The sequence below is a fragment of the Sporomusaceae bacterium genome, assembly GCA_031460455.1.
Taxonomy (GTDB): domain Bacteria; phylum Bacillota; class Negativicutes; order Sporomusales; family UBA7701; genus Anaeroselena.
This window is the reverse complement of sequence record JAVKTQ010000001.1, coordinates 454,113-473,128: the sequence shown is the minus strand read 5'-3', so window position 1 is coordinate 473,128 and position 19,016 is coordinate 454,113. Positions and strand designations below refer to the sequence as shown.

17 protein-coding genes and 1 riboswitch are annotated in these 19,016 nt (G+C 64.3%); all 17 genes read left to right on the top strand.

Translation table 11 applies throughout. From position 1 onward, the window contains the following. Positions 1-12 precede the first annotated feature (12 nt). A complete protein-coding gene (gene coaBC / locus RIN56_02530; protein ID MDR7865662.1) occupies positions 13-1,215 on the top strand; it encodes a bifunctional phosphopantothenoylcysteine decarboxylase/phosphopantothenate--cysteine ligase CoaBC in 1,203 nt (400 codons plus the stop codon). 51 nt (positions 1,216-1,266) lie between these two features. Beyond that, positions 1,267-1,372, top strand: a riboswitch (SAM riboswitch). 58 nt (positions 1,373-1,430) lie between these two features. Continuing rightward, on the top strand, positions 1,431-2,624 hold the full coding sequence (gene metK, locus RIN56_02525) for a methionine adenosyltransferase (GenBank protein ID MDR7865661.1): 1,194 nt from the start codon (positions 1,431-1,433) through the stop codon (positions 2,622-2,624). Between the two features lie 133 nt (positions 2,625-2,757). Further along, positions 2,758-2,985, top strand: coding sequence for a heavy-metal-associated domain-containing protein (locus tag RIN56_02520; protein MDR7865660.1), 228 nt, complete (start codon positions 2,758-2,760; stop codon positions 2,983-2,985). 226 nt (positions 2,986-3,211) lie between these two features. Next, positions 3,212-5,623, top strand: coding sequence for a primosomal protein N' (gene priA, locus RIN56_02515; protein ID MDR7865659.1), 2,412 nt, complete (start codon positions 3,212-3,214; stop codon positions 5,621-5,623). A gap of 202 nt (positions 5,624-5,825) precedes the next feature. Further along, entirely contained in the window at positions 5,826-6,287 is a 462-nt protein-coding gene (def, locus tag RIN56_02510) for a peptide deformylase (GenBank protein ID MDR7865658.1), read from the top strand. Next, on the top strand, positions 6,284-7,225 hold the full coding sequence (gene fmt, locus RIN56_02505; GenBank protein MDR7865657.1) for a methionyl-tRNA formyltransferase: 942 nt from the start codon (positions 6,284-6,286) through the stop codon (positions 7,223-7,225). The genes def and fmt overlap by 4 nt, the downstream gene beginning before the upstream one ends. A gap of 13 nt (positions 7,226-7,238) precedes the next feature. Further along, the gene (locus tag RIN56_02500; protein MDR7865656.1) at positions 7,239-8,009 is read left to right on the top strand and encodes a DUF116 domain-containing protein; all 771 of its coding nucleotides are present in this window, start codon (positions 7,239-7,241) and stop codon (positions 8,007-8,009) included. Between the two features lie 221 nt (positions 8,010-8,230). Further along, positions 8,231-9,568 carry a 16S rRNA (cytosine(967)-C(5))-methyltransferase RsmB gene (gene rsmB, locus RIN56_02495; GenBank protein ID MDR7865655.1) on the top strand — a complete coding sequence of 446 codons (1,338 nt, stop codon included), beginning with the start codon at positions 8,231-8,233 and terminating at the stop codon, positions 9,566-9,568. Then, on the top strand, positions 9,565-10,626 hold the full coding sequence (gene rlmN / locus RIN56_02490; GenBank protein MDR7865654.1) for a 23S rRNA (adenine(2503)-C(2))-methyltransferase RlmN: 1,062 nt from the start codon (positions 9,565-9,567) through the stop codon (positions 10,624-10,626). The genes rsmB and rlmN overlap by 4 nt, the downstream gene beginning before the upstream one ends. A gap of 234 nt (positions 10,627-10,860) precedes the next feature. Then, on the top strand, positions 10,861-11,616 hold the full coding sequence (locus tag RIN56_02485) for a DUF3662 and FHA domain-containing protein (protein MDR7865653.1): 756 nt from the start codon (positions 10,861-10,863) through the stop codon (positions 11,614-11,616). A 1-nt stretch (position 11,617) separates the two neighbouring features. Further along, complete coding sequence (locus RIN56_02480) at positions 11,618-12,094, top strand: FHA domain-containing protein (GenBank protein MDR7865652.1); 477 nt, start codon at positions 11,618-11,620, stop codon at positions 12,092-12,094. Further along, positions 12,091-12,813, top strand: a complete 723-nt coding sequence (locus RIN56_02475) for a Stp1/IreP family PP2C-type Ser/Thr phosphatase (protein ID MDR7865651.1) — start codon at positions 12,091-12,093, stop codon at positions 12,811-12,813. The genes RIN56_02480 and RIN56_02475 overlap by 4 nt, the downstream gene beginning before the upstream one ends. A gap of 1 nt (position 12,814) precedes the next feature. Then, on the top strand, positions 12,815-14,071 hold the full coding sequence (locus tag RIN56_02470; protein MDR7865650.1) for an FtsW/RodA/SpoVE family cell cycle protein: 1,257 nt from the start codon (positions 12,815-12,817) through the stop codon (positions 14,069-14,071). Further along, positions 14,064-15,470, top strand: a complete 1,407-nt coding sequence (locus RIN56_02465) for a penicillin-binding transpeptidase domain-containing protein (GenBank protein ID MDR7865649.1) — start codon at positions 14,064-14,066, stop codon at positions 15,468-15,470. Before RIN56_02470 ends, RIN56_02465 begins: the two co-directional genes overlap by 8 nt. Before the next feature lie 3 nt (positions 15,471-15,473). After that, positions 15,474-17,351 (top strand): Stk1 family PASTA domain-containing Ser/Thr kinase, encoded by a 1,878-nt coding sequence (gene pknB / locus RIN56_02460; protein ID MDR7865648.1) that lies wholly within the window; start codon positions 15,474-15,476, stop codon positions 17,349-17,351. Between the two features lie 57 nt (positions 17,352-17,408). Further along, entirely contained in the window at positions 17,409-18,284 is an 876-nt protein-coding gene (rsgA, locus tag RIN56_02455) for a ribosome small subunit-dependent GTPase A (protein ID MDR7865647.1), read from the top strand. A gap of 1 nt (position 18,285) precedes the next feature. Beyond that, positions 18,286-18,933 (top strand): ribulose-phosphate 3-epimerase, encoded by a 648-nt coding sequence (gene rpe / locus RIN56_02450; protein ID MDR7865646.1) that lies wholly within the window; start codon positions 18,286-18,288, stop codon positions 18,931-18,933. The last annotated feature ends 83 nt before the right edge of the window (positions 18,934-19,016 follow it).

Below are 19,016 nucleotides of genomic sequence, written 5' to 3'. Positions count from 1 at the left end.
GTGAGTGTCGCTATGCTGACAGGAAAGTGCGTCGTCCTGGGCGTGTCCGGCGGCATCGCCGCCTATAAGGCGGTGGAGGTGGCCAGCCGGCTGCGCAAGCTCGGGGCGACGGTTTATGTGGTGATGACAAGGGCGGCGGCTAATTTTGTGACGCCGCTCACTTTTCGCGAGATCAGCGGTAATCCTGTTGTGACTTCGATGTGGGATGAACCGAAGAACTGGAATGTGGAGCATATCGCGCTCGCTACGCGGGCCGATTTGTTTTTGGTCGCGCCGGCGACCGCCAATGTGATCGGCAAGCTGGCGGCTGGTATCGCGGACGATATGCTGACGACGACGCTGCTGGCGACGAAGGCGCCGGTGGTGCTGGCGCCGGCGATGAACTGCAATATGTACCTGAACCCGCTGGTGCAGGCGAATATTGCCAGGCTCACCGGGCTGGGCTATCATGTTATCCCGCCTGACGAGGGGCCGCTGGCGTGCGGCGTGGATGGCCCCGGACGCCTGCCCGAGCCGGCGGCGATCGTGGACAAGGTGACCGCGCTGCTGGGCGCGGTTGGCGATCTGGCGGGGGTAAAAGTGCTGGTTACCGCCGGCCCGACGCGCGAGGCGATCGATCCTGTGAGGTATATCAGCAATCATTCGAGCGGCAAGATGGGGTACGCCATCGCCAGGGCGGCCGCGGCCCGCGGCGCCGAGGTGGTGCTGATTTCGGGCCCGACCGAGCTTGCGCCGCCGCCGCGCGTGAAGGTGGCGTGGGTGGAGACGGCGGCCGAGATGATGGCCGCTGTGTTGGCCGAGTACGATGACTGCGATGTGGTGGTGAAGGCGGCGGCAGTGGCCGATTACCGCATGCTGGCGCCTGCCGGGCAGAAGCTCAAGAAGACGGACGACGAGCTGACACTGACGCTGGCGAAGAATCCCGATATTCTCGCCGAGCTGGGCCGCCGCAAGCGCGGACAGGTGCTGGTGGGGTTCGCGGCCGAGACGGAAGAGCTGGTCGCTCATGCCCGCGATAAGCTGACGCGGAAGAATCTCGACCTGATGGTGGCGAACGATGTGACGCTGCCGGGGGCGGGGTTTGGCGTCGATACGAATATCGTCAAGCTGCTTTATCCGGACGGCCGGGTGGAGGAATACGACCGCATGGCCAAGGAGGAGCTTGCCGGGATAATTTTAGATAAAATTTGCGATTTATTGACAAATAGGCATTGATTTTTTTGCCTGTTTCAGGTACAATTTTTTACGGTAAAACTACATATGTTATACTCATCAAGAGATGGTGGAGGGACTGGCCCGATGAAACCGCGGCAACCACCCCCTATGGGGGAACGGTGCCAATTCCGGCGGGATAATGCCCGCGAGATGGGAGAGTGGTTTACCCTCCCGTGGAGGGTTTTTTTATTGCCGAATATGAGGAGGTTAGTTTTTTGGAGAAGATGCGCAGATTGTTCACATCCGAGTCGGTTACCGAAGGGCACCCCGACAAAATAGCCGACCAAATTTCCGACAGCGTTTTGGACGCGATCATCGCCCAGGATCCGATGGCGCGCGTGGCCTGCGAGACGCTGGTGACGACCGGTATTGTCCATGTGGTGGGCGAGATAACGACCAATTGCTATGTGGATATTCCCAAGATCGTCCGCACTACTGTCAAGGAGATCGGCTACACCCGCGCCAAGTACGGTTTCGACGGCGACACCTGCGGCGTTATGACTTCGATCGACGAGCAGTCGGCCGATATCGCCCTCGGGGTGGACAAAGCCCTGGAAGCCAAGAAGGGCGAGGATGATATGATCGAGGCCATCGGCGCCGGCGACCAGGGGATGATGTTCGGTTACGCGACCAATGAGACTCCCGAACTGATGCCGATGCCGATTTCGTTGGCTCATCAGCTGGCCCGCCGCCTGAGCGAGGTGCGCAAGACGCGCGTGCTGCCCTGGCTGCGTCCGGACGGCAAGACCCAGGTGACGGTGGAATATGAGGGCGACAAGCCTGTCCGCATCGATACGATCGTCGTTTCGACCCAGCACCGGCCGGACGTCGAGCAGAAGGATATCGAGAAGGAGATCATCGAGCATGTCATTATGCCGGTGGTGCCGGCCGGGTTCCTTGACGCCAATACCAAGTACTATATCAACCCGACCGGCAGGTTTGTGGTTGGCGGCCCGCAGGGCGACGCCGGCCTGACGGGGCGGAAGATCATCGTCGATACTTACGGCGGCATGGCTCGCCACGGCGGCGGCGCTTTCTCGGGCAAGGATCCCACGAAGGTCGACCGCTCGGGCGCTTACGCGGCCCGCTATGTGGCCAAGAATGTCGTGGCCGCTGGGCTGGCCGACAAGTGCGAGATCCAGCTGGCGTACGCTATCGGCATCGCCCGTCCGGTGTCGGTGCTTGTCGAAACCTTCGGCACCGCCAAGGTGGATGAGGCGCTGATTTCGAAGCTGATCGCCGCTCATTTCGACCTTCGGCCCGCCGGCATCATCAAGACGCTTGACCTCCGGCGCCCCATCTTCCGCCAGACGGCTGCCTACGGCCATTTCGGCCGTACGGATATCGATCTGCCGTGGGAGCGGACGGATAAGGCGGAGATCCTCCGCAAGGAAGCCGGCCTGAAGTAAGCTTATTCACGAAACATAGCGACCGCCTAGATAGTCTGACCGGCTTTCTAGGCGGTCGTTCGCATATCCGGAGACGGAGAGAGGGCATACTATTTTTGTCGGCCAAAAGAACAATCGACAGGGGGTAGGTATTTTGGCAACAGCAGCAGGCACGAAAACAGCCGTTTACCGGGTCGGCGGCCTCAAGGGCGAGCATTGCCGCGACCGCATCGAGCATACTCTTTCCCATTTGGGCGGCGTGGCCGGGGTGGATGTCGATCTGGGCGCGAAGCAGGTAAAGGTGGCTTACGACCCGGACGTCATCCCCGGCGGGTATATCGAGGAAACGCTGCAGTCTCTGGGCTACTCCATCCAGGGTTAGGGCTATGGGACTGCGTTTTGCGCCGCTGGGCAGACGCCCGGCCCGACGGTTCAGCCGGCAGCCGGCGCCGGACAGGGAATGGGAGAGTCCGGATTTTACCGAAGAGGATGATAACAGCAGGTATTGACGGACAAAAAAGCGAAATAAACGTAATATTGGCTAGAAAATTGAGAGGGACAGGGACATGTCCCTCTTCTTTTACGGCTTGACCGTTACGGGGGTAAGTATGGCACGGATCGCGGAAGTGTTCGTCAATTTGCCGGCCCGCCGGCTGACTCATTCGTTCACATATCTCGTCCCCGGCGAGTTCGACCATGTCGGGCCGGGGTGGCGGGTGCTGGTGCCGTTCGGCGGCCGCAAGGTGGAGGGGTTTGTAGCCGGCGTGAGTGAGGACGGGGCGGCGGACGCAGTCGAGCTGAAACCCATCCTGGGCGCGATCGACGACGGGCCGTGGTTTACGGAGCATATGCTGGCGGTGGCGGCGTGGGTGAGCGAGTATTACCTGAGCACGACCGCCGAGGCGATGCGGCTGTTCGTGCCCGGCAAGGCGGGGATTAAGAGTGCGACCGTTTACCGCCCGACAGGGGCGCCGGTCGGCGATAGCCTGGCCGGGAAGCCGCCGCTGGCCGAGCGGGTATATGCTGCGGTATGCGCCGGGCCGAGGACGTTGACGCAGCTGACGGGCGAATTCGGCGGCGGCGCTGCTGCCGCCCTGCGCCTGCTGGCGCGCCAGGGGCTGGTGGCCGCGGAGGCGACGGCCCGCCGCACGGCCCGCACGCAGTATAAAATTTATTGGCGGCTGGCGGTCGATGAGGCCGAAGCCGCGGAGTATATGGCGAAGCTCAAGGGCCGGCAGGCGCAGGGGCGTCTGCTGGCGGCTCTGCTGGCGGTCGGCCGGCTGGGCGCGGAGGAGCTCAAGCGACTGAAGGTGGGCGCGACCACGGTCAGGAGCCTGGAGGCCGCAGGGCTTGTGGCGGCTGAGCGGGAGACGGTGGTGCGCGACAGCTACGCAGGCCCAGCGGCTACGGCGAGCATTCCTGCGCCGACAGACGAGCAGCGGGCGGTGCTGGCGGCGATCATCCCGGCCGTCCGGGCGAAACGGTACGAGTCGTTTCTCCTGCACGGCGTGACCGGTAGCGGCAAGACGCAGGTTTATATCGAGGCTGCGGCGGCGGCCCGCGAGGCCGGCCGGCAGGTGGTGGTGCTGGTGCCGGAGATCGCGCTTACCGGCCAGATCGTGACGCGGTTTAAGGCGCGGTTCGGCGACGATGTGGTGGTGGCGCACAGCAAGCTGTCGGTGGGCGAGCGTTACGACGCCTGGCAGCGGCTGCGCGGCGGAGCGGCGGGGATCGTGATCGGCGCCCGCTCGGCGGTGTTCGCGCCGGTGCCCGACCCTGGCCTGTTCGTTATCGACGAGGAGCAGGAGTTCACGTATAAGCAGGAGGAGTCGCCCCGCTACCACACCAGGGAGGTGGCCCTGAAACGGGCTGAGCTGGCCGGGGCTGCGGTGGTGCTGGGCAGCGCGACACCGGCGGTGGAGACTTACTACGACGCCTGCGCCGGCCGGCACCGCCTGCTGGCTATGCCGTCGCGGGTGGATTGTTCGCCGCTGCCCGCGGTACAGGTGGTGGATATGCGCGAAGAACTCCAGGCCGGGCGGCGGAGCGTGATTTCGGCGCCGCTCCGGGAGCTGCTGACGGAGACGGTGGACAGGGGCGAGCAGGCGATCCTGTTCCTCAACCGGCGCGGTTACGCGACGTTCGTCCTGTGCCGCGATTGCGGCGAGGTGATGCGCTGCGGCCGCTGCGCGGTGTCGCTGGTGTACCATGCGAGCGGTAATGTGCTGCGCTGCCATTACTGCCAGGCCTGCCAGCCGACGCCCGATGTGTGCCCGGCTTGCGGCAGCCGCTATATCCGCTATTTCGGCACAGGCACCCAGAAGGTGGAGGAGGAGCTGGCCGCGCTGCTGCCCAATGCCAGGGTTGTGCGGATGGATCAGGACACAACCGGCGGCAAGATGGCCCATGACCGCATCTTGTCGGCGTTCGCGGCCGGTCGGTACGATATCCTCCTCGGCACGCAGATGGTGGCCAAGGGCCACGATATCAAGCAGGTGACGGCGGTGGGGGTGATTTCGGCGGATACGTCGCTGTATCTTCCCGATTTTCGCGCCGCCGAGCGGACGTTCATGCTCCTGACGCAGGCGGCCGGGCGAGCCGGCCGCGGCGATGCCTCCGGGCGGGTGGTGGTGCAGACTTACAGCCCGGAGCATTACGCGGTCCAGGCTGGCGCCCGCCACGATTACGCGGCTTTTTACGAGGAAGAGATCGGCTACCGGCGCGAGCTGGGTTATCCGCCGTTTTCGGCGCTCGTCAAACTGACCGTGCAGGGCGAGGACGAGGTAAAGGCCCGCCGGCAGGCCGAGGAGGCGGCGGCGGCCCTGCGCGCCCGCCTGTCGGGCGGGGCGTCGGTGGTGGGGCCGTTCGCGGCGCCGGTGGCGAGGATCAACGACATATACCGGCTGCATATATTGATTAAGACCACCGATAGGCCGGCGGTGCAGGCGGCGCTCAGGGAATTGGGATTTGAGAAGCGAAATGATATTTCTGTGGATGTGGACCCGGTTAATGTAATGTAGACAGGTCGGAAACTCGAATTGCCGGGACCGTTCAGAAGGTCCCAGATGCAAGGCGGACCGAGGACGCGCAGCGACGCGTACTAGACGTACGCTAGCAAGCGCCCGCAGGGCCAACACAGCAGGTGGGGCCTTATCAACGGTCCCCATAGTGATTTTTGCTGAGATTTATGCTATCATTGGGGTTGAAAAAGGGGGTATAACGGTGACTGTTCTCGATATCAGGAAGGCCGGCGACAAGGTGCTCAAGGAGCAGGCGGCGCCGGTGGCGAAGATCGACCGCAGGATCAAGAAGCTGCTTGACGATATGGCTCAGACGATGTACGAAGCGAGCGGGGTCGGCCTGGCCGCGCCCCAGGTGGGCGCTTCCCTGCGGGTGGTCGTCATCGACGCCGGGGAAGGGTTGCTCGAATTGATAAATCCGGTGGTTGTCGCCGGTGAAGGCTGCGAAGCCGGCACCGAGGGCTGTCTGAGCGTCCCGGGGGTGTACGGCCAGGTGGAGCGGTACGCGAAGGTGACGGTGGAGGGCTTGAACCGCGAGGGCCGCAAGGTTTCGGTGAGCGGCACGGGGCTGCTGGCCCGCGCCCTCCAGCACGAGATCGACCATCTTGACGGGGTGTTGTTCATCGAGAAGGCTACGACCGTTTATAAGGGGCAGAACGAATGAGCCGTTTGCGGGCCATGTTTATGGGAACGCCCGATTTCGCCGTTCCCTGCCTGGACAGGCTGGTGGCCGACGGGCACGACGTGGCGGCGGTGGTCACCCAGCCCGACCGCCCTAAGGGGCGGGGCCAGAAGCTGGCGCCGTCGCCGGTTAAGGAGGCGGCGCTGGGCTATGGGCTGCCGGTGCTGCAGCCGGAGAAGATCCGCACGGCGGATTTTCAGGCCGAGCTTGCGGCGCTTAAGCCCGATGTCGTCGTGGTGGTGGCGTTCGGCCAGTTCCTGCCGAAAGCGATACTCGAATTGCCGCCGCTGGGGTGTGTGAATGTGCACGCGTCGCTGCTGCCGCGCTACCGCGGGGCCGCGCCCATCCACTGGGCGGTGATGAACGGCGAGACGACGACCGGGGTCACGACGATGCATATGGATATAGGTATGGACAGCGGGGATATGATATTAAAGGCCGAGAGCGCTATCGGCCCTGACGATACGACCGGCGAGGTGCACGACAGGCTGAAGGAGCTGGGCGCGGCGGTGCTTTCCGCAACGCTGGCCCGGCTGGCTGACGGCACGGCGCCGCGGACGCCCCAGGACGGGGCGGCGGCGACATATGCGCCGCTTTTGACGCGGGCCGTCGAGCGCATCGACTGGAGCCGGCCGGCGGCGACGGTGCACAATCAGGTGCGCGGTCTCAGTCCGTGGCCGGGGGCGTACTGCCTCCACGCGGACAGGCCGCTCAAGGTCTGGCGGAGCGAGTCGGTGGCGACGGCGCCCGGCGGCGGACAGCCAGGCCGGGTGGTCGCGGCTGACGACGTCGGGGCGGTGGTGCTTACCGGCGCTGGCGCGGTGCGGCTCACGGAGGTGCAGCCGGAGAACCGGCGGCGCATGGGGATGGGGGAATATATCCGCGGTTACGGGTTGACGGTGGGCGAAACCTTGGCGTAAAGGTGGGATGGTTATGATGGAAGCGGTGTCACGGCCGCGCAAGCGCCTGTTTCTCGGGCTGATACTGGCGAGCATGGCGCTGGCGGTTCTGGCCGGTTACGCGTTATGGCACGTCAGCTTTCTGGGTTTGGCCAATATCAGCGCCTATCTGCCGCTGGCGCTCGGCATCCTGCTTGCGGCGGTCGTGCTGGCCGCCATCGCCGGCGTCGGCAGTATCGTGATGGCGCTGCTCGGCTACCCGACACTGACGGTTTTCCGGGGGTTGGCCTGGTCGGCCATCCAACTGCTTTTCCCGCTGGCCATCCGCATCGGCAAGGTGTTCGACATCGACAAGGAACGGGTGGAACGCTCGTTCATCGAGGTGAGCAACCAGCTTGTGCGCCAGAAACAGGTGCGGGTGAGGGCGGACAGGCTGCTCATCCTGACACCGCACTGCATCCAGCACGAGTCGTGTCCGTATAAGATTACCCGCGATGTGCACAACTGCCGTTCGTGCGGCAAGTGCCGGGTGAGCGACCTGCTGGCGCTGTCGGAGAAGTACGGGGTGCATGTGGCGGTGGTGACGGGCGGGACGCTGGCCCGCAAGGTGGTCAAGACGATCCGGCCGCACGCCGTGCTGGCGATCGCTTGCGAGCGCGATCTGACCAGCGGCATCCAGGATGTTTATCCCCTGCCGGTGGTGGGGGTACTGAACGAGAGGCCGGAGGGGCCGTGCTGCAATACGACGGTGGATATGGCGCGTGTGGAGGCCACCCTCAAAAATTTCCTTGTCGACGGCCGTTGATAAAGCCCCATCTGCGTTGTTGTTCCGCCAGGCGCTTGCTAGCGTACGACCCGAGTACGCGTCGCGGCACGCCTGGCGGAGCCGACCCGTACATAATTCGGAACGACTATCGGCATAAAGCGTGAAGCGCTGATGAAGCCGGGTAGTCAGAACGTGCATCTGGGGCTTTCTGAACGGCCTATGTCCATATCGTTGCTTTGGAAGGAAGAGGTTCAATGGCTATTGATGCGCGTGATGTTGCGCTCAAGATCATAAACGAAGTCGATACGGGGGGCGCGTACGCCAATATTGCGCTGGCCCGCGAGCTGGGGCGGCGGCCGCTGTCCGACCAGGACCGCCGGTTCGTGACCGAGCTTGTGTACGGAACGGTGAAGGCGGGCGCGACGCTCGACTGGCTGCTCGGCCATTACTGCAGCCGGCCGCTGGCGAAGATCGATCCGATGATCCGCAATATCCTGCGTATGGGCGTATACCAGATCTTTTTTTTGTCCCGCGTGCCGGTGTCGGCGGCCTGCAATCAGGCGGTGGAGCTGGCGAAGAAGCACGGCCACGCCGGTACGGTGAAGTTCGTGAACGCGGTGCTGCGGAGCGCGGGCCGCGAGCCGGAGAAGGCGGCGTATCCCGATGCGGCGAAGGAGCCGGCGCGTTATCTGGCGCTGAAGTATTTCCACCCCGAGTGGCTGGTGACGAGGTGGCTGGCCCGATTGGGTTTCGAGGCTTGCGAGGCGCTGCTGGCGGCCGACAACGCGACGCCGCCGCTGTCGCTGCGGACTAATACGCTGCGGATAAGCCGCGAGGAGCTGCTGGCCCGGCTGGCGGACGAAGGGGCGGCGGGCGAGCCGTCGCGTTGGACGCCCGAGGGCATAGTCTGCCGGGAGTACCCTGCGCTGGCCCGGCTGAATTCCCTGAAGGAGGGGCTTTTCCAGGTGCAGGACGAGAGCTCGATGCTGGTGGCTCACGTGGTGGGGCCGCAGCCGGGCGAATTCGTTATCGACGCCTGCGGGGCGCCGGGCGGCAAGAGCACCCACCTGGCGGCGCTGATGGGCAACAGGGGCCGGGTGCTGTCGACCGATTTGTACGAGCATAAGCTGAAGCTGACGGCGGAGAACGCCGCCCGCCTGGGGCTGAATATAATCGAGACGAAGGTGTTCGACGCTACGAAGCTCGATACCGTTTACGCCGGACAGGCCGACCGGGTGCTGGTGGACGCGCCGTGCTCAGGACTGGGGGTGCTGCGCCGCAAGCCGGATTCGCGCTGGCGGAAGAGCGAGAGCATGCTGCGCGATCTGCCGGCGCTGCAGGCCGCCACCCTGGCGAGCGCGGCGGCGTGCGTCAAGCCGGGCGGGGTGCTTGTGTACAGCACGTGCACGACCGAGCCGGAGGAGAACGAGGCGGTTGTCCGCGCTTTCCTGGGCAGCAGGGACGATTTCGCGCTGGCGAGCGCCGGGGCGCTGCTGCCGGCGCCGCAGGGTGACGAGCTGGTGCAGCTGTGGCCGCACACCGACGATGTGGACGGCTTTTTCATCGCCCGGATGGAGAGAAGGCGGGAGCCGGTATGACGGACAAGGTGAATCTTTTCGGGCTGACGGCCGGGGAGATCGCCGCCGCGGTGGTGCCCTACGGCCTTGAGAAGTATCGCGGCCGCCAGGTGGCGGCGTGGCTGTATCAGCGGCATGTCCGCGATTTCGCCGCTATGACCGACCTGCCCAAGGGGGCGCGGGAGGTTCTGGCGGCGCATTTTGCTGTGGGGGCGGTGACGCTCAAGGCGGAGCAGCACGCCGCCGACGGGGCGACAAGCAAGTTTTTGCTGGCGCTCGCGGACGGCCTGGCGGTGGAGACGGTGCTGATGAGGCACGACTACGGCAACAGTGTGTGCGTTTCTACCCAGGTGGGCTGCGCAATGGGCTGCGCTTTCTGCGCGTCGACGCTGCGGGGGGTGGAACGCGACCTGACGGCGGGGGAGATCATCGCCCAGGTGCTGTACGCCGCCGAGAGGCTCGCCGGCCGCGGGGAAACGGTGAATTCGATCGTCATCATGGGGTCGGGGGAACCGCTGGCCAATTACGACAATGTGGTAAAGTTCGTCCGCTTGTGCCACGAGCCGTACTGCCTCGGGCTGAGCTATCGCGGCGTGACGCTGTCGACGGCCGGGGTTGTGCCGGGCATCGACCGCCTGGCGGCCGAGGGGCTGCCGGTGACGCTGGCGATTTCGCTCCATGCGCCGGACGACGAGCTGCGGACGCGGCTGATGCCGGTGAACCGGACCTGGCCGCTGGCCGCGGTGCTGGCCGCGGGCGACCGCTACGCGGCTGCGACCGGCCGGCGGGTGACGTACGAGTATGCGCTGATCGCGGGAGTGAACGACAGCGACGAGCAAGCGGCGGCGCTGGCCGCGCTGCTGAAGGGACGGCTGGCGAACGTCAACCTTATCCCGGTCAATCCGGTGCCGGAGTGCGGTCTGCTGCGCCCGGACGCCGGCCGGGTGCGGCGGTTTCACGCCGTGCTGGAGGCCGGCCGGGTGAACGCGACGGTGCGGCGGGAGATGGGCGGCGATATCCGCGCGGCCTGCGGGCAGCTCCGCCACGCCGTGCTGGCCGCCGAGGAGCGGCGGGAATGATTTGCCGCGAAATTGGAAATGACTGTAAGGATGAGCCGAGGTTGTCTAGAAAACATCAGATGCAAGGCGTACCGGAAGAGCGCGCCGCGACTCGTACTTGGGGCGTACGCTAGCAAGCGCTCTGAGGAACAACGATGCAGATGATTTTTCTAGGCAACCGAGTTGGGTAATTTTGACTAGTTTGTTATAATGTCGTATAATAATAGGACGACAACACATTGGAGTGTTTTTGCCGTGGGTTTTGTACGCCGCTTGGAGGATTTCTTCGAGAAGTATATCGAGGGCTTTTTTAATGCCCGTTTTTCCGGCGGCCTTCAGCCGGTGGAGATTGCCAAGCGCCTGGCGCGCGAGATGGAGAGCGACCGGACGGTGGGCATCTCCCAGGTTTATGTCCCCAATCAGTACAGCGTTTTCCTCGGCAGCGAGGATTACGAGCGGCTGACGCCGTACGGTCAGGCAATCCGCGACGAATTGGCCGTTTTCGTGGCCGCCGAGGCCAAGCGCAAAGGGTATACGATTGTCGGCAAGCCGATTGTCGATATTTTTTGCGACGAGGCGGGGGGCAGGGGGAAGTTCCGGGTGGTGAGCCGCTATAGCGAGCCGCTGCCCGAGGAGCCGGAACGGGATACGACCGGCCCGGTGCCAATGTCCGATACCCAGGTGTTCGGCCGGATGCCGCCGGTAAGCCGCCAGGCGTCGATAGCCGGGCTGCTGACGGTGGTGAAGGGCCTGGATACGGGGCTGCAGGTCGACCTGGGGGCGGAGCGGGCCAACATCGGCCGCCGGGAGAGCAACGAGCTGCCGCTCACCGATATGAACACATCGCGGCTGCATGCGTATGTGGTTTTCGAGGATGGCGGGCATTCGCTGTATGACGCCAAGAGCCTTAACGGCACGTATGTAAACAATCACCGCGTGACCCGCAAGCGCCTGAAGGCGGGCGACCGCGTCAAGGTGGGGAACACGGTCATCTTATATGAGGTGAAGTGATTTGCCGAGCAAGGTCATGGTGCTGAATTATATCGGGATCGCCTTGCAGTACGCGGTTTTGGCGCTGCTGTATTATTTTTTGTTCAAGGTGCTGCGGGCGGTGTACAGCGATTTGAAGGCCGAGCGTTCCGAGGCGCGGCTGAGGCCGTCGGCCGCCGACGAGTCGGCCGCGGCGGAGAAGGATGCCGCCCGGCTGGTGGTGGTGGATGCCGGGGCGGTGGCTATGACCCGCAGTTCGTACGAGCTTGCGGAGACGGTTTCGGTCGGGCGCGGCGAGGGCAACGATATCGTTGTCGCCGACAGTTTCGTTTCCCACGAGCATGCTTTGATTACCCGTTATAAGCACGCTTTCTGGCTGACCGACCTGAACAGCACCAACGGGACGCTGCATAACAACCGCCGGGTGGCGGACGAAATTCTGCTGAAGAACGGCGACCTGATCGCCGTCGGCGCGGTGACATTCCGCTTTGAGAGGTGACGGTATTGCTGGCCCATGCTCTTTCGGACATCGGTAAGGTCCGGGAAACAAACGAAGACAGTTATGTATGCCAGCCGCCGCTGTTTGTCGTCGCCGACGGGATGGGCGGCCATGTGGCCGGCGAGGTCGCCAGCCGGATGGCTGCCGAGACGGTGAACGCCATTGTCGCCGCTGCCGCCGGCGGGGAAGAACCGACTTCGCTGCTCAGAGAGGCGATCACCGCCGCGAACGAACAGGTTTACCGCCTGGCCCAGGAGGATAGCGAGCGCGCCGGTATGGGCACGACGCTGACGGCGGCGTTCGTCGAGGGCGCGGTGTTGCACTGGGGGCATGTCGGCGACAGCCGCCTTTATTTGCTGCGGGCCGGCGAGCTTTCGCAGGTGTCCGAGGACCATTCGCTGGTGAGCGAGCTTGTCAAAAAGGGCAGTATAACCGCCGAGGAAGCTCTTCTCCACCCGCACCGCAATATCCTGACCCGCGCGGTCGGTACGGGCGACAGGGTGAAGGTGGATACCGGCAGCTTTGCGCTGGCGGCCGGCGATAAGATTTTGTTGTGCACCGACGGTTTGACGAATATGGTGACCGACGGCGATATCGCCGCCGCCCTGAGCCGGGACGACGACGGGGCGGCGCTGCTGGCCGCGCTGGTGGCGAAAGCGAACGGCGCCGGCGGTCTGGACAATATCACCGCTATTCTCGTGTGCTTCGGGGCGGTCTGAGATGGATACGAAGCGGGAGTGTTACCTGCTGCTGCTGGCCGGGGCGGTGCTGCTGGCCGGAGTGCTGGCGGTGAGCCTGGCGGGCGGAGCGCCCGATTACCGGGCTTTGGGGGCGGCGGCCGGTCTTGCGCTGGCCTGGCCTGTGGCCCATTTCGCGCTCAGGCGGGCCGGCCACTTGGGCGACGGTCTGCTGCTGCCGCTGGCGGCTGTGCTGACGGCGCTTGGGCTGATAATGGTTTTTCGCCTCAAGCCCGGTCTGTTTATGGTACAAGCTTTGTGGGCCGCGTTCGGCCTGGCGGCGTTCCTGGGGTCCGCGTTCTTTTTCCGCCAGGCGGAGCGGTGGTCTGAGTATAAATATTTCTGGGGGCTGGCCGGTATTGCCCTGCTGCTGGCGACGGCGCTGTTCGGGGTGGATATCGGCGGCAACAAGAATTGGCTGTTCATCGGGCCGGTGCATTTCCAGCCGTCCGAGTTCGCCAAGCTTTTCATCGTGCTTTTCCTGGCGGCGTATCTTAACGAGCGCCGCGAGGTGCTGACGTTCGCCACCAGGCGCTACGGGCCGCTGATCTTTCCCCAGCCGCGGATTATGGCGCCGCTGCTGGCGGTGTGGGGCCTGGCGATGCTGATGCTCGTCGGCCAGCGGGACCTGGGGGCGGCGCTGCTGTATTTCGGCACGGCGACGGTGATGATTTATCTGGCGAGCGGCCGGGCCGGCTATCTTTTGTGGGGGGCGGGGATGTTCCTCGTCGGTTCGGTGCTTGCGTACGCGCTCTATCCGCATGTGCGGGCGCGCATCGACATCTGGCTCGACCCCTGGGCCGACCCCAGCGGCCGGGCGTACCAGGTCGTGCAGTCGCTGTTTGCCCTGGGCTCCGGCGGGGCGCTGGGCAGCGGCCTGGGCTACGGTTTTCCCGGGCTGGTCCCCGAGGTGCATACCGACTTCATTTTTGCGGCCATCGGCGAGGAGCTGGGGCTGGCGGGGGCCGGAGCGGTGATGATGCTTTATATCCTGCTCGTTTACCGCGCTTTCCGCGCCGCGCTGCTGGCGACTTCGCCCTTTAGGGCGCTGCTGGCCGGCGGGCTGGCGGTGCTGCTGGCTCTGCAGGTACTTGTTATCGTCGGCGGGGTTACGAAGTTCCTGCCGCTTACAGGGGTGACGCTGCCGTTGGTGAGCTACGGCGGCAGTTCGGTGGTGGCGACGTTTATTTTGCTGGGCATGGTGCTGGCCATGTCGGAAAAGAGGCCGGCAGATGCTTGACAGTCTGCGCGCCAGCATTCGTCGCACCGCGTTTGCCCTCCTCGGTCTGTTGGCGGTGTTGTTCCTTTACCTGTCGTATATCCAGGTGGTGCAAAGCGATTATCTTGCCGGGCATCCCCTCAACCGCCGCACGGCGGCGGCCGCCGAGAAGGTGGAACGGGGGACTGTTTTCGACCGGCGGGGCGAGAAGCTGGCTTTCAGCAAAAAGGATGGGGAGGGCAGGTATGTCCGCCATTACCCCTACGGGGCGATAGCCGCCCATGTCGTCGGCTATTCGAGCCCGCGCTACGGCCAGTCGGGGGTGGAGAGCGCTTTCAACGGCGAGCTTTCCGGCATGAACAACCCCGAGCGCCGTTTCGGGCCGATCACCGGCCTATGGACGGCGAAGGCGGGCAACAGCATTACGCTGACGCTTGACGGCGATTTACAGGAGACGGCCTATCGGGCTTTGGGCAACCGGCGCGGCGCGGTGGTGGCGATTGCGCCCCGCAGCGGCGCGGTGCTGGTGATGGTCAGCCGGCCGGCTTTCGAGCCGGAGGCGGTTGACGAGGACTGGAAGGAGATCGTCGGCGCAGACGGCAGCCCGCTCTTGAACCGGGCCGTGCAGGGTCTGTATCCGCCCGGCTCGACGCTTAAGGTGCTGGTGGCCGAGGCGGCTTTGACGGAGAAAATAACCGATAACCGGAAAACATATGATTGTCCGGGTTCGTTCAAGATCGGCCCTGATTACGTTTTGAACGAATCGAACAACACGGCCCACGGCAAAGTCGACCTCGAGGAGGCGCTGGCGGTGTCCTGCAATGTGACGTTCGGCCGCCTGTCGCTGGAGCTGGGCCGCAACCGGATGGCCAAGGCTTTCGACCGGTTCGCTTTCGCGCGGCCCTTCGGCGGGGATTTTGCCGAGGCGTCCAGCCGCTTGCCGGATTTCGGCCGGCTGGGGGACGGCGATCTCGCCCAGACGGGTATAGGCCAGGGCAGCCTGCTGGTGACGCCGCTGAGGATGGCGATGCTGGCGGCGGCGTTCGCCGACCGGGGGACGATGCTGAAGCCGTTTTTGGTGAGCAGGGTGTCCGCGCCTGACGGCGCGGTGCTCAGGCAGTTCGGCAGCGTCGAGTTCGCCGCGGCGACGAGCCCGGCGACGGCTGCGGAGGTAAGCCGGATGATGCAGCAGGTGGTAAGCTCCGGCACGGGCTATGCGGCCCGTATCGGCGGGGTCAAGGTGGCCGGCAAGACGGGGACGGCCGAGAATCCACACGGTGCGCCTCACGCCTGGTTCATCGGGTTTGCGCCGGCGGAAGAGCCGGAGATCGCGGTCGCGGTCGTCGTGGAGAACGGCGGCGCGGGCGGCGAGGTGGCTGCGCCGATTGCCCGGCAAGTTATGGCGAGAGCATTGCGATAGGGGGTGAGAGTCTTGATCAATCGTACACTCGATAATCGTTATACGATTTTGGAACGGGTCGGCGGCGGCGGCATGGCCGATGTTTACCGCGCCCACGACAAGCTTTTGGACAGGTCGGTGGCGGTGAAGGTGCTGCGGTCCCAGTTTACCGACGACGAGGAGTTCGTTACCCGTTTCCGCCGCGAGGCGCAGGCGGCGGCAAGGCTTTCCCATCCCAACATCGTGAACATATACGATGTCGGCCGTGATGACGACAGCTATTATATTGTGATGGAGTACATATCGGGCGAGACGCTCAAGGACAGGATCGTGCGCGAGGGGCCGTTGCCGGTGGAGACCGCGGTGCGCGTCGCGCTGGAGATCGCCGAGGCGCTCGAACACGCCCATCAGAACAATATCGTCCACTGTGACATCAAGCCCCACAATATCCTTATGACCCGCACGGGCCGGGTGAAGGTGACCGATTTCGGCATCGCCCGAGCCGTTACCTCGGCTACGATGACGCAGACGGGTACGATCATCGGCTCGGTGCATTATTTCTCGCCGGAGCAGGCCAAGGGCGCGCCGGTGAGCGCCAAGTCGGACATTTATTCGCTCGGCGCGGTGATGTACGAGATGCTTACCGGGGTGGTGCCGTTCACCGGCGAGACGCCGATCAGCATCGCGATCAAGCATCTGCAGGACGATCCGCAGCCGCTCAGGGAAATCAATCCGGCGGTGCCGCCTATCCTGGAGGCGCTGGTGCTCAAGGCAATGGCCAAGAACCCGGAACAGCGGTTTACCGATGTCGGGGCGATGATCGCCGATCTTCGCTCGGCCCAGCACTACCTGCGTGACGACCACACCCGCCGCTTGTCGAAGGAGGATTTCCCGACCCAGGTGCTGCCGCGGGTGGATGTGCCTGAGCCGCCGGCCAATGGCGATGGGCCTGAGGGGCCACCGTCGGGAGCGCGCAACAAGCGCACCTGGCTGTGGGCGCTGGCCGGACTGCTTGTAATCGCGTTCGCCGCCGGCGCTTTCCTGGCGTTTGGCAAATTCTGGAGCACGAACGAGGTTGTTGTGCCGAGCGTCGTCGGCAAGCAGGTCGATACGGCCCGCAACATCATCCTCAGCAATAATCTCCGCGTATCGGTGACCGACGCCTTCCACGATAAAGTCATTTCCGGCTACGTTATTTCCCAGAGCCCGGAGGCGGGGGCGACGGTGAAAGAACAACGCACCGTCATGATCGTCGTCAGCAAGGGGCCGGAGATCACCGTCGTGCCGGACTTGCGCGGCATGAAGCGCCGCGACGCCGAGCTCGCGATCAAGAACGCCGGGCTGACGCTCGGCCGGGTGGAAGAACAGTACGCAGCCGATACGCCGGCCGATACCGTCATCGCCCAGAATCCCCGGCCGCCCGCCCAGGTCGGCAAGGGGTCGCCCATCGATCTGACGGTCAGCAAGGGGGCGGGGCCGCGCAAAATAATCCTGCCCGATTTGCGCGGAACGCCTTTGAGCACGGTGACTACCCAGCTCGAGAGCCTGAAGCTCAAGGTCGGCTCGGTGACGGAAGGCTCGAGCGACCGTTATCCGCCAGGCACGATCATCGGCCAGAACCCGGCCCCCGGCAGCGAGGTGCTGGAGGGTTCGTCGATCGACCTGCAGGCGGCGAGAAGCGCTGCCGGGGCGGTCAAGCGGGCGGTGGTGCAGATAACGGTGCCGGAGGGCCCCATCCGGCAGGCGATCCAGATCGTGGTGACCGACAGCAATGGCCGCCGTGTGGTTTATGAGAATGTTCACCGGCCGGGCGACCGCGTCGATAAGACGGTGGAAGGCGTGGGCCAGGTGAGGGTGCAGGTGTATATAAACGGGGTGCTTTTCCAGGAACAGGTGTTATAGGACCGCTCCCAACGGGCATTTGAGCCGCTCTTAATAACGATAAATACAGGAGGGAATATGCTACTAGGTGTAGTAGTAAAAGCCTACAGTAGCTATTACTACGTCCAGACGGGTGGCAAGGTGACAGCCTGTTCGCTGCGCGGGCGGTTCAAGAAGGAGCGGTTTTCCCTCCTGGTGGGCGATGAGGTCGGTTACAGCTCCGCCGGCCCGGACAAAGGGGTCATCGAGGAGATAATGCCGCGGCGCAGTCTGCTGAGACGCCCGATGGTGGCCAATGTCGACCAGGTGGTGCTGACATTCGCCGCCGCCAATCCCGATATCGGCACGGCGCTGGTGGACAGATTCCTGGTGCTGGCCGAATGGTCGGGGCTGGAGGCCATCCTGTGCATCAACAAGACCGATATCGCCGATACGTCGGCATTGGCGCAGCTGGCCGAGGTTTATCGGTCGGTCGGCTACCCCGTTATTATGGTTTCTGCCAAGACGGGCAGCGGGATTGAGGAGCTGCGCGAGCGCCTGTACGAACGCATCACGGTGTTTGCGGGGCCTTCGGGGGCAGGCAAGTCGAGCCTGCTGAACGCACTGCAGCCGGGGCTGGCGCTGGTGACCGGCGAGGTGAGCCACAAGATCGGCCGCGGCAAGCATACGACCCGTTTTGCCGAGCTGCTGCCGCTGGCCGGGGGCGGTTTCGTGGTCGATACGCCCGGCTTCAGCCTGACTGAGTTCGCCGAAATCGGCGAGCAGGATCTCCCGTATTACTTCCCGGACATCGCCGCCGTGGCGCCGGATTGCAAGTTTTCCACCTGCCTGCACATAAAGGAGCCCCAATGCGCCGTCAAACAGGCGGTGACCGAGGGCAGGATAGTCCGCAGCCGCTACGATTCTTACCTGGAGGTGCTGGAGGAGATCCGCGCCGGCAAGAAAGGATTTTGAGATGACAAGAATCGCCCCTTCGATCCTGTCGGCCGACTTCGCCGACCTCGGCGGCGAGATCCGCCGCGTGGCGGATGCCGGCGCCGACCTCATCCATGTCGATGTCATGGACGGCCATTTCGTGCCCAACCTGACCATCGGCCCGCCGGTGGTGGCGGCTATCCGCAAGACGACCGACCTGCCTTTCGATGTGCATCTGATGATTGCCAACCCTGAGGCGATGGTGACGCCGTTCATCAAGGCGGGGGCGGATATCGTGACCGTTCATGCCGAGACGGCGCCGCACCTTCACCGGCTGGTGCAGTCCATCCGCGAACAGGGGGCGAAGGCGGGGGTGTCCCTGAACCCGTCCACGCCGCTGTCGGCGGTGGAAGAGGTGCTGGACTACGTGGACATGGTGCTGTTGATGACGGTTAATCCGGGCTTCGGCGGCCAAAAGTTCATCCCGACGATGGTCGATAAGATCAGGCGCCTGCGGCGGATGATAGAGGCGCGCAAGTTGACGGTGGATATCGAGGTGGACGGCGGCATAATCCCCGATAACGCCCGCCAGGTGGCGGCGGCGGGGGCGAATATCCTTGTGGCCGGGTCGGCGGTTTACGGCGCGTCCGATATGGCGGCAGCCATCCGCGCGCTGCGGGGGTCTTGACCGGGCCGGAGGAAAGTGCTAGTATAGTTATTGTCAAAAGAATACAATGCCTTTGGGGCAGGGTGAGAAGCGGAGCTGGAACG

Coding starts and splice junctions, on each gene's coding strand:
- rsgA (MDR7865647.1), top strand. CDS start 17,409: ATGCTACTAGGTGTAGTAGTAAAAGCCTACAGTAGCTATTACTACGTC.
- rpe (MDR7865646.1), top strand. CDS start 18,286: ATGACAAGAATCGCCCCTTCGATCCTGTCGGCCGACTTCGCCGACCTC.
- coaBC (MDR7865662.1), top strand. CDS start 13: ATGCTGACAGGAAAGTGCGTCGTCCTGGGCGTGTCCGGCGGCATCGCC.
- priA (MDR7865659.1), top strand. CDS start 3,212: ATGGCACGGATCGCGGAAGTGTTCGTCAATTTGCCGGCCCGCCGGCTG.
- fmt (MDR7865657.1), top strand. CDS start 6,284: ATGAGCCGTTTGCGGGCCATGTTTATGGGAACGCCCGATTTCGCCGTT.
- rlmN (MDR7865654.1), top strand. CDS start 9,565: ATGACGGACAAGGTGAATCTTTTCGGGCTGACGGCCGGGGAGATCGCC.
- RIN56_02500 (MDR7865656.1), top strand. CDS start 7,239: ATGATGGAAGCGGTGTCACGGCCGCGCAAGCGCCTGTTTCTCGGGCTG.
- RIN56_02470 (MDR7865650.1), top strand. CDS start 12,815: ATGGATACGAAGCGGGAGTGTTACCTGCTGCTGCTGGCCGGGGCGGTG.
- RIN56_02465 (MDR7865649.1), top strand. CDS start 14,064: ATGCTTGACAGTCTGCGCGCCAGCATTCGTCGCACCGCGTTTGCCCTC.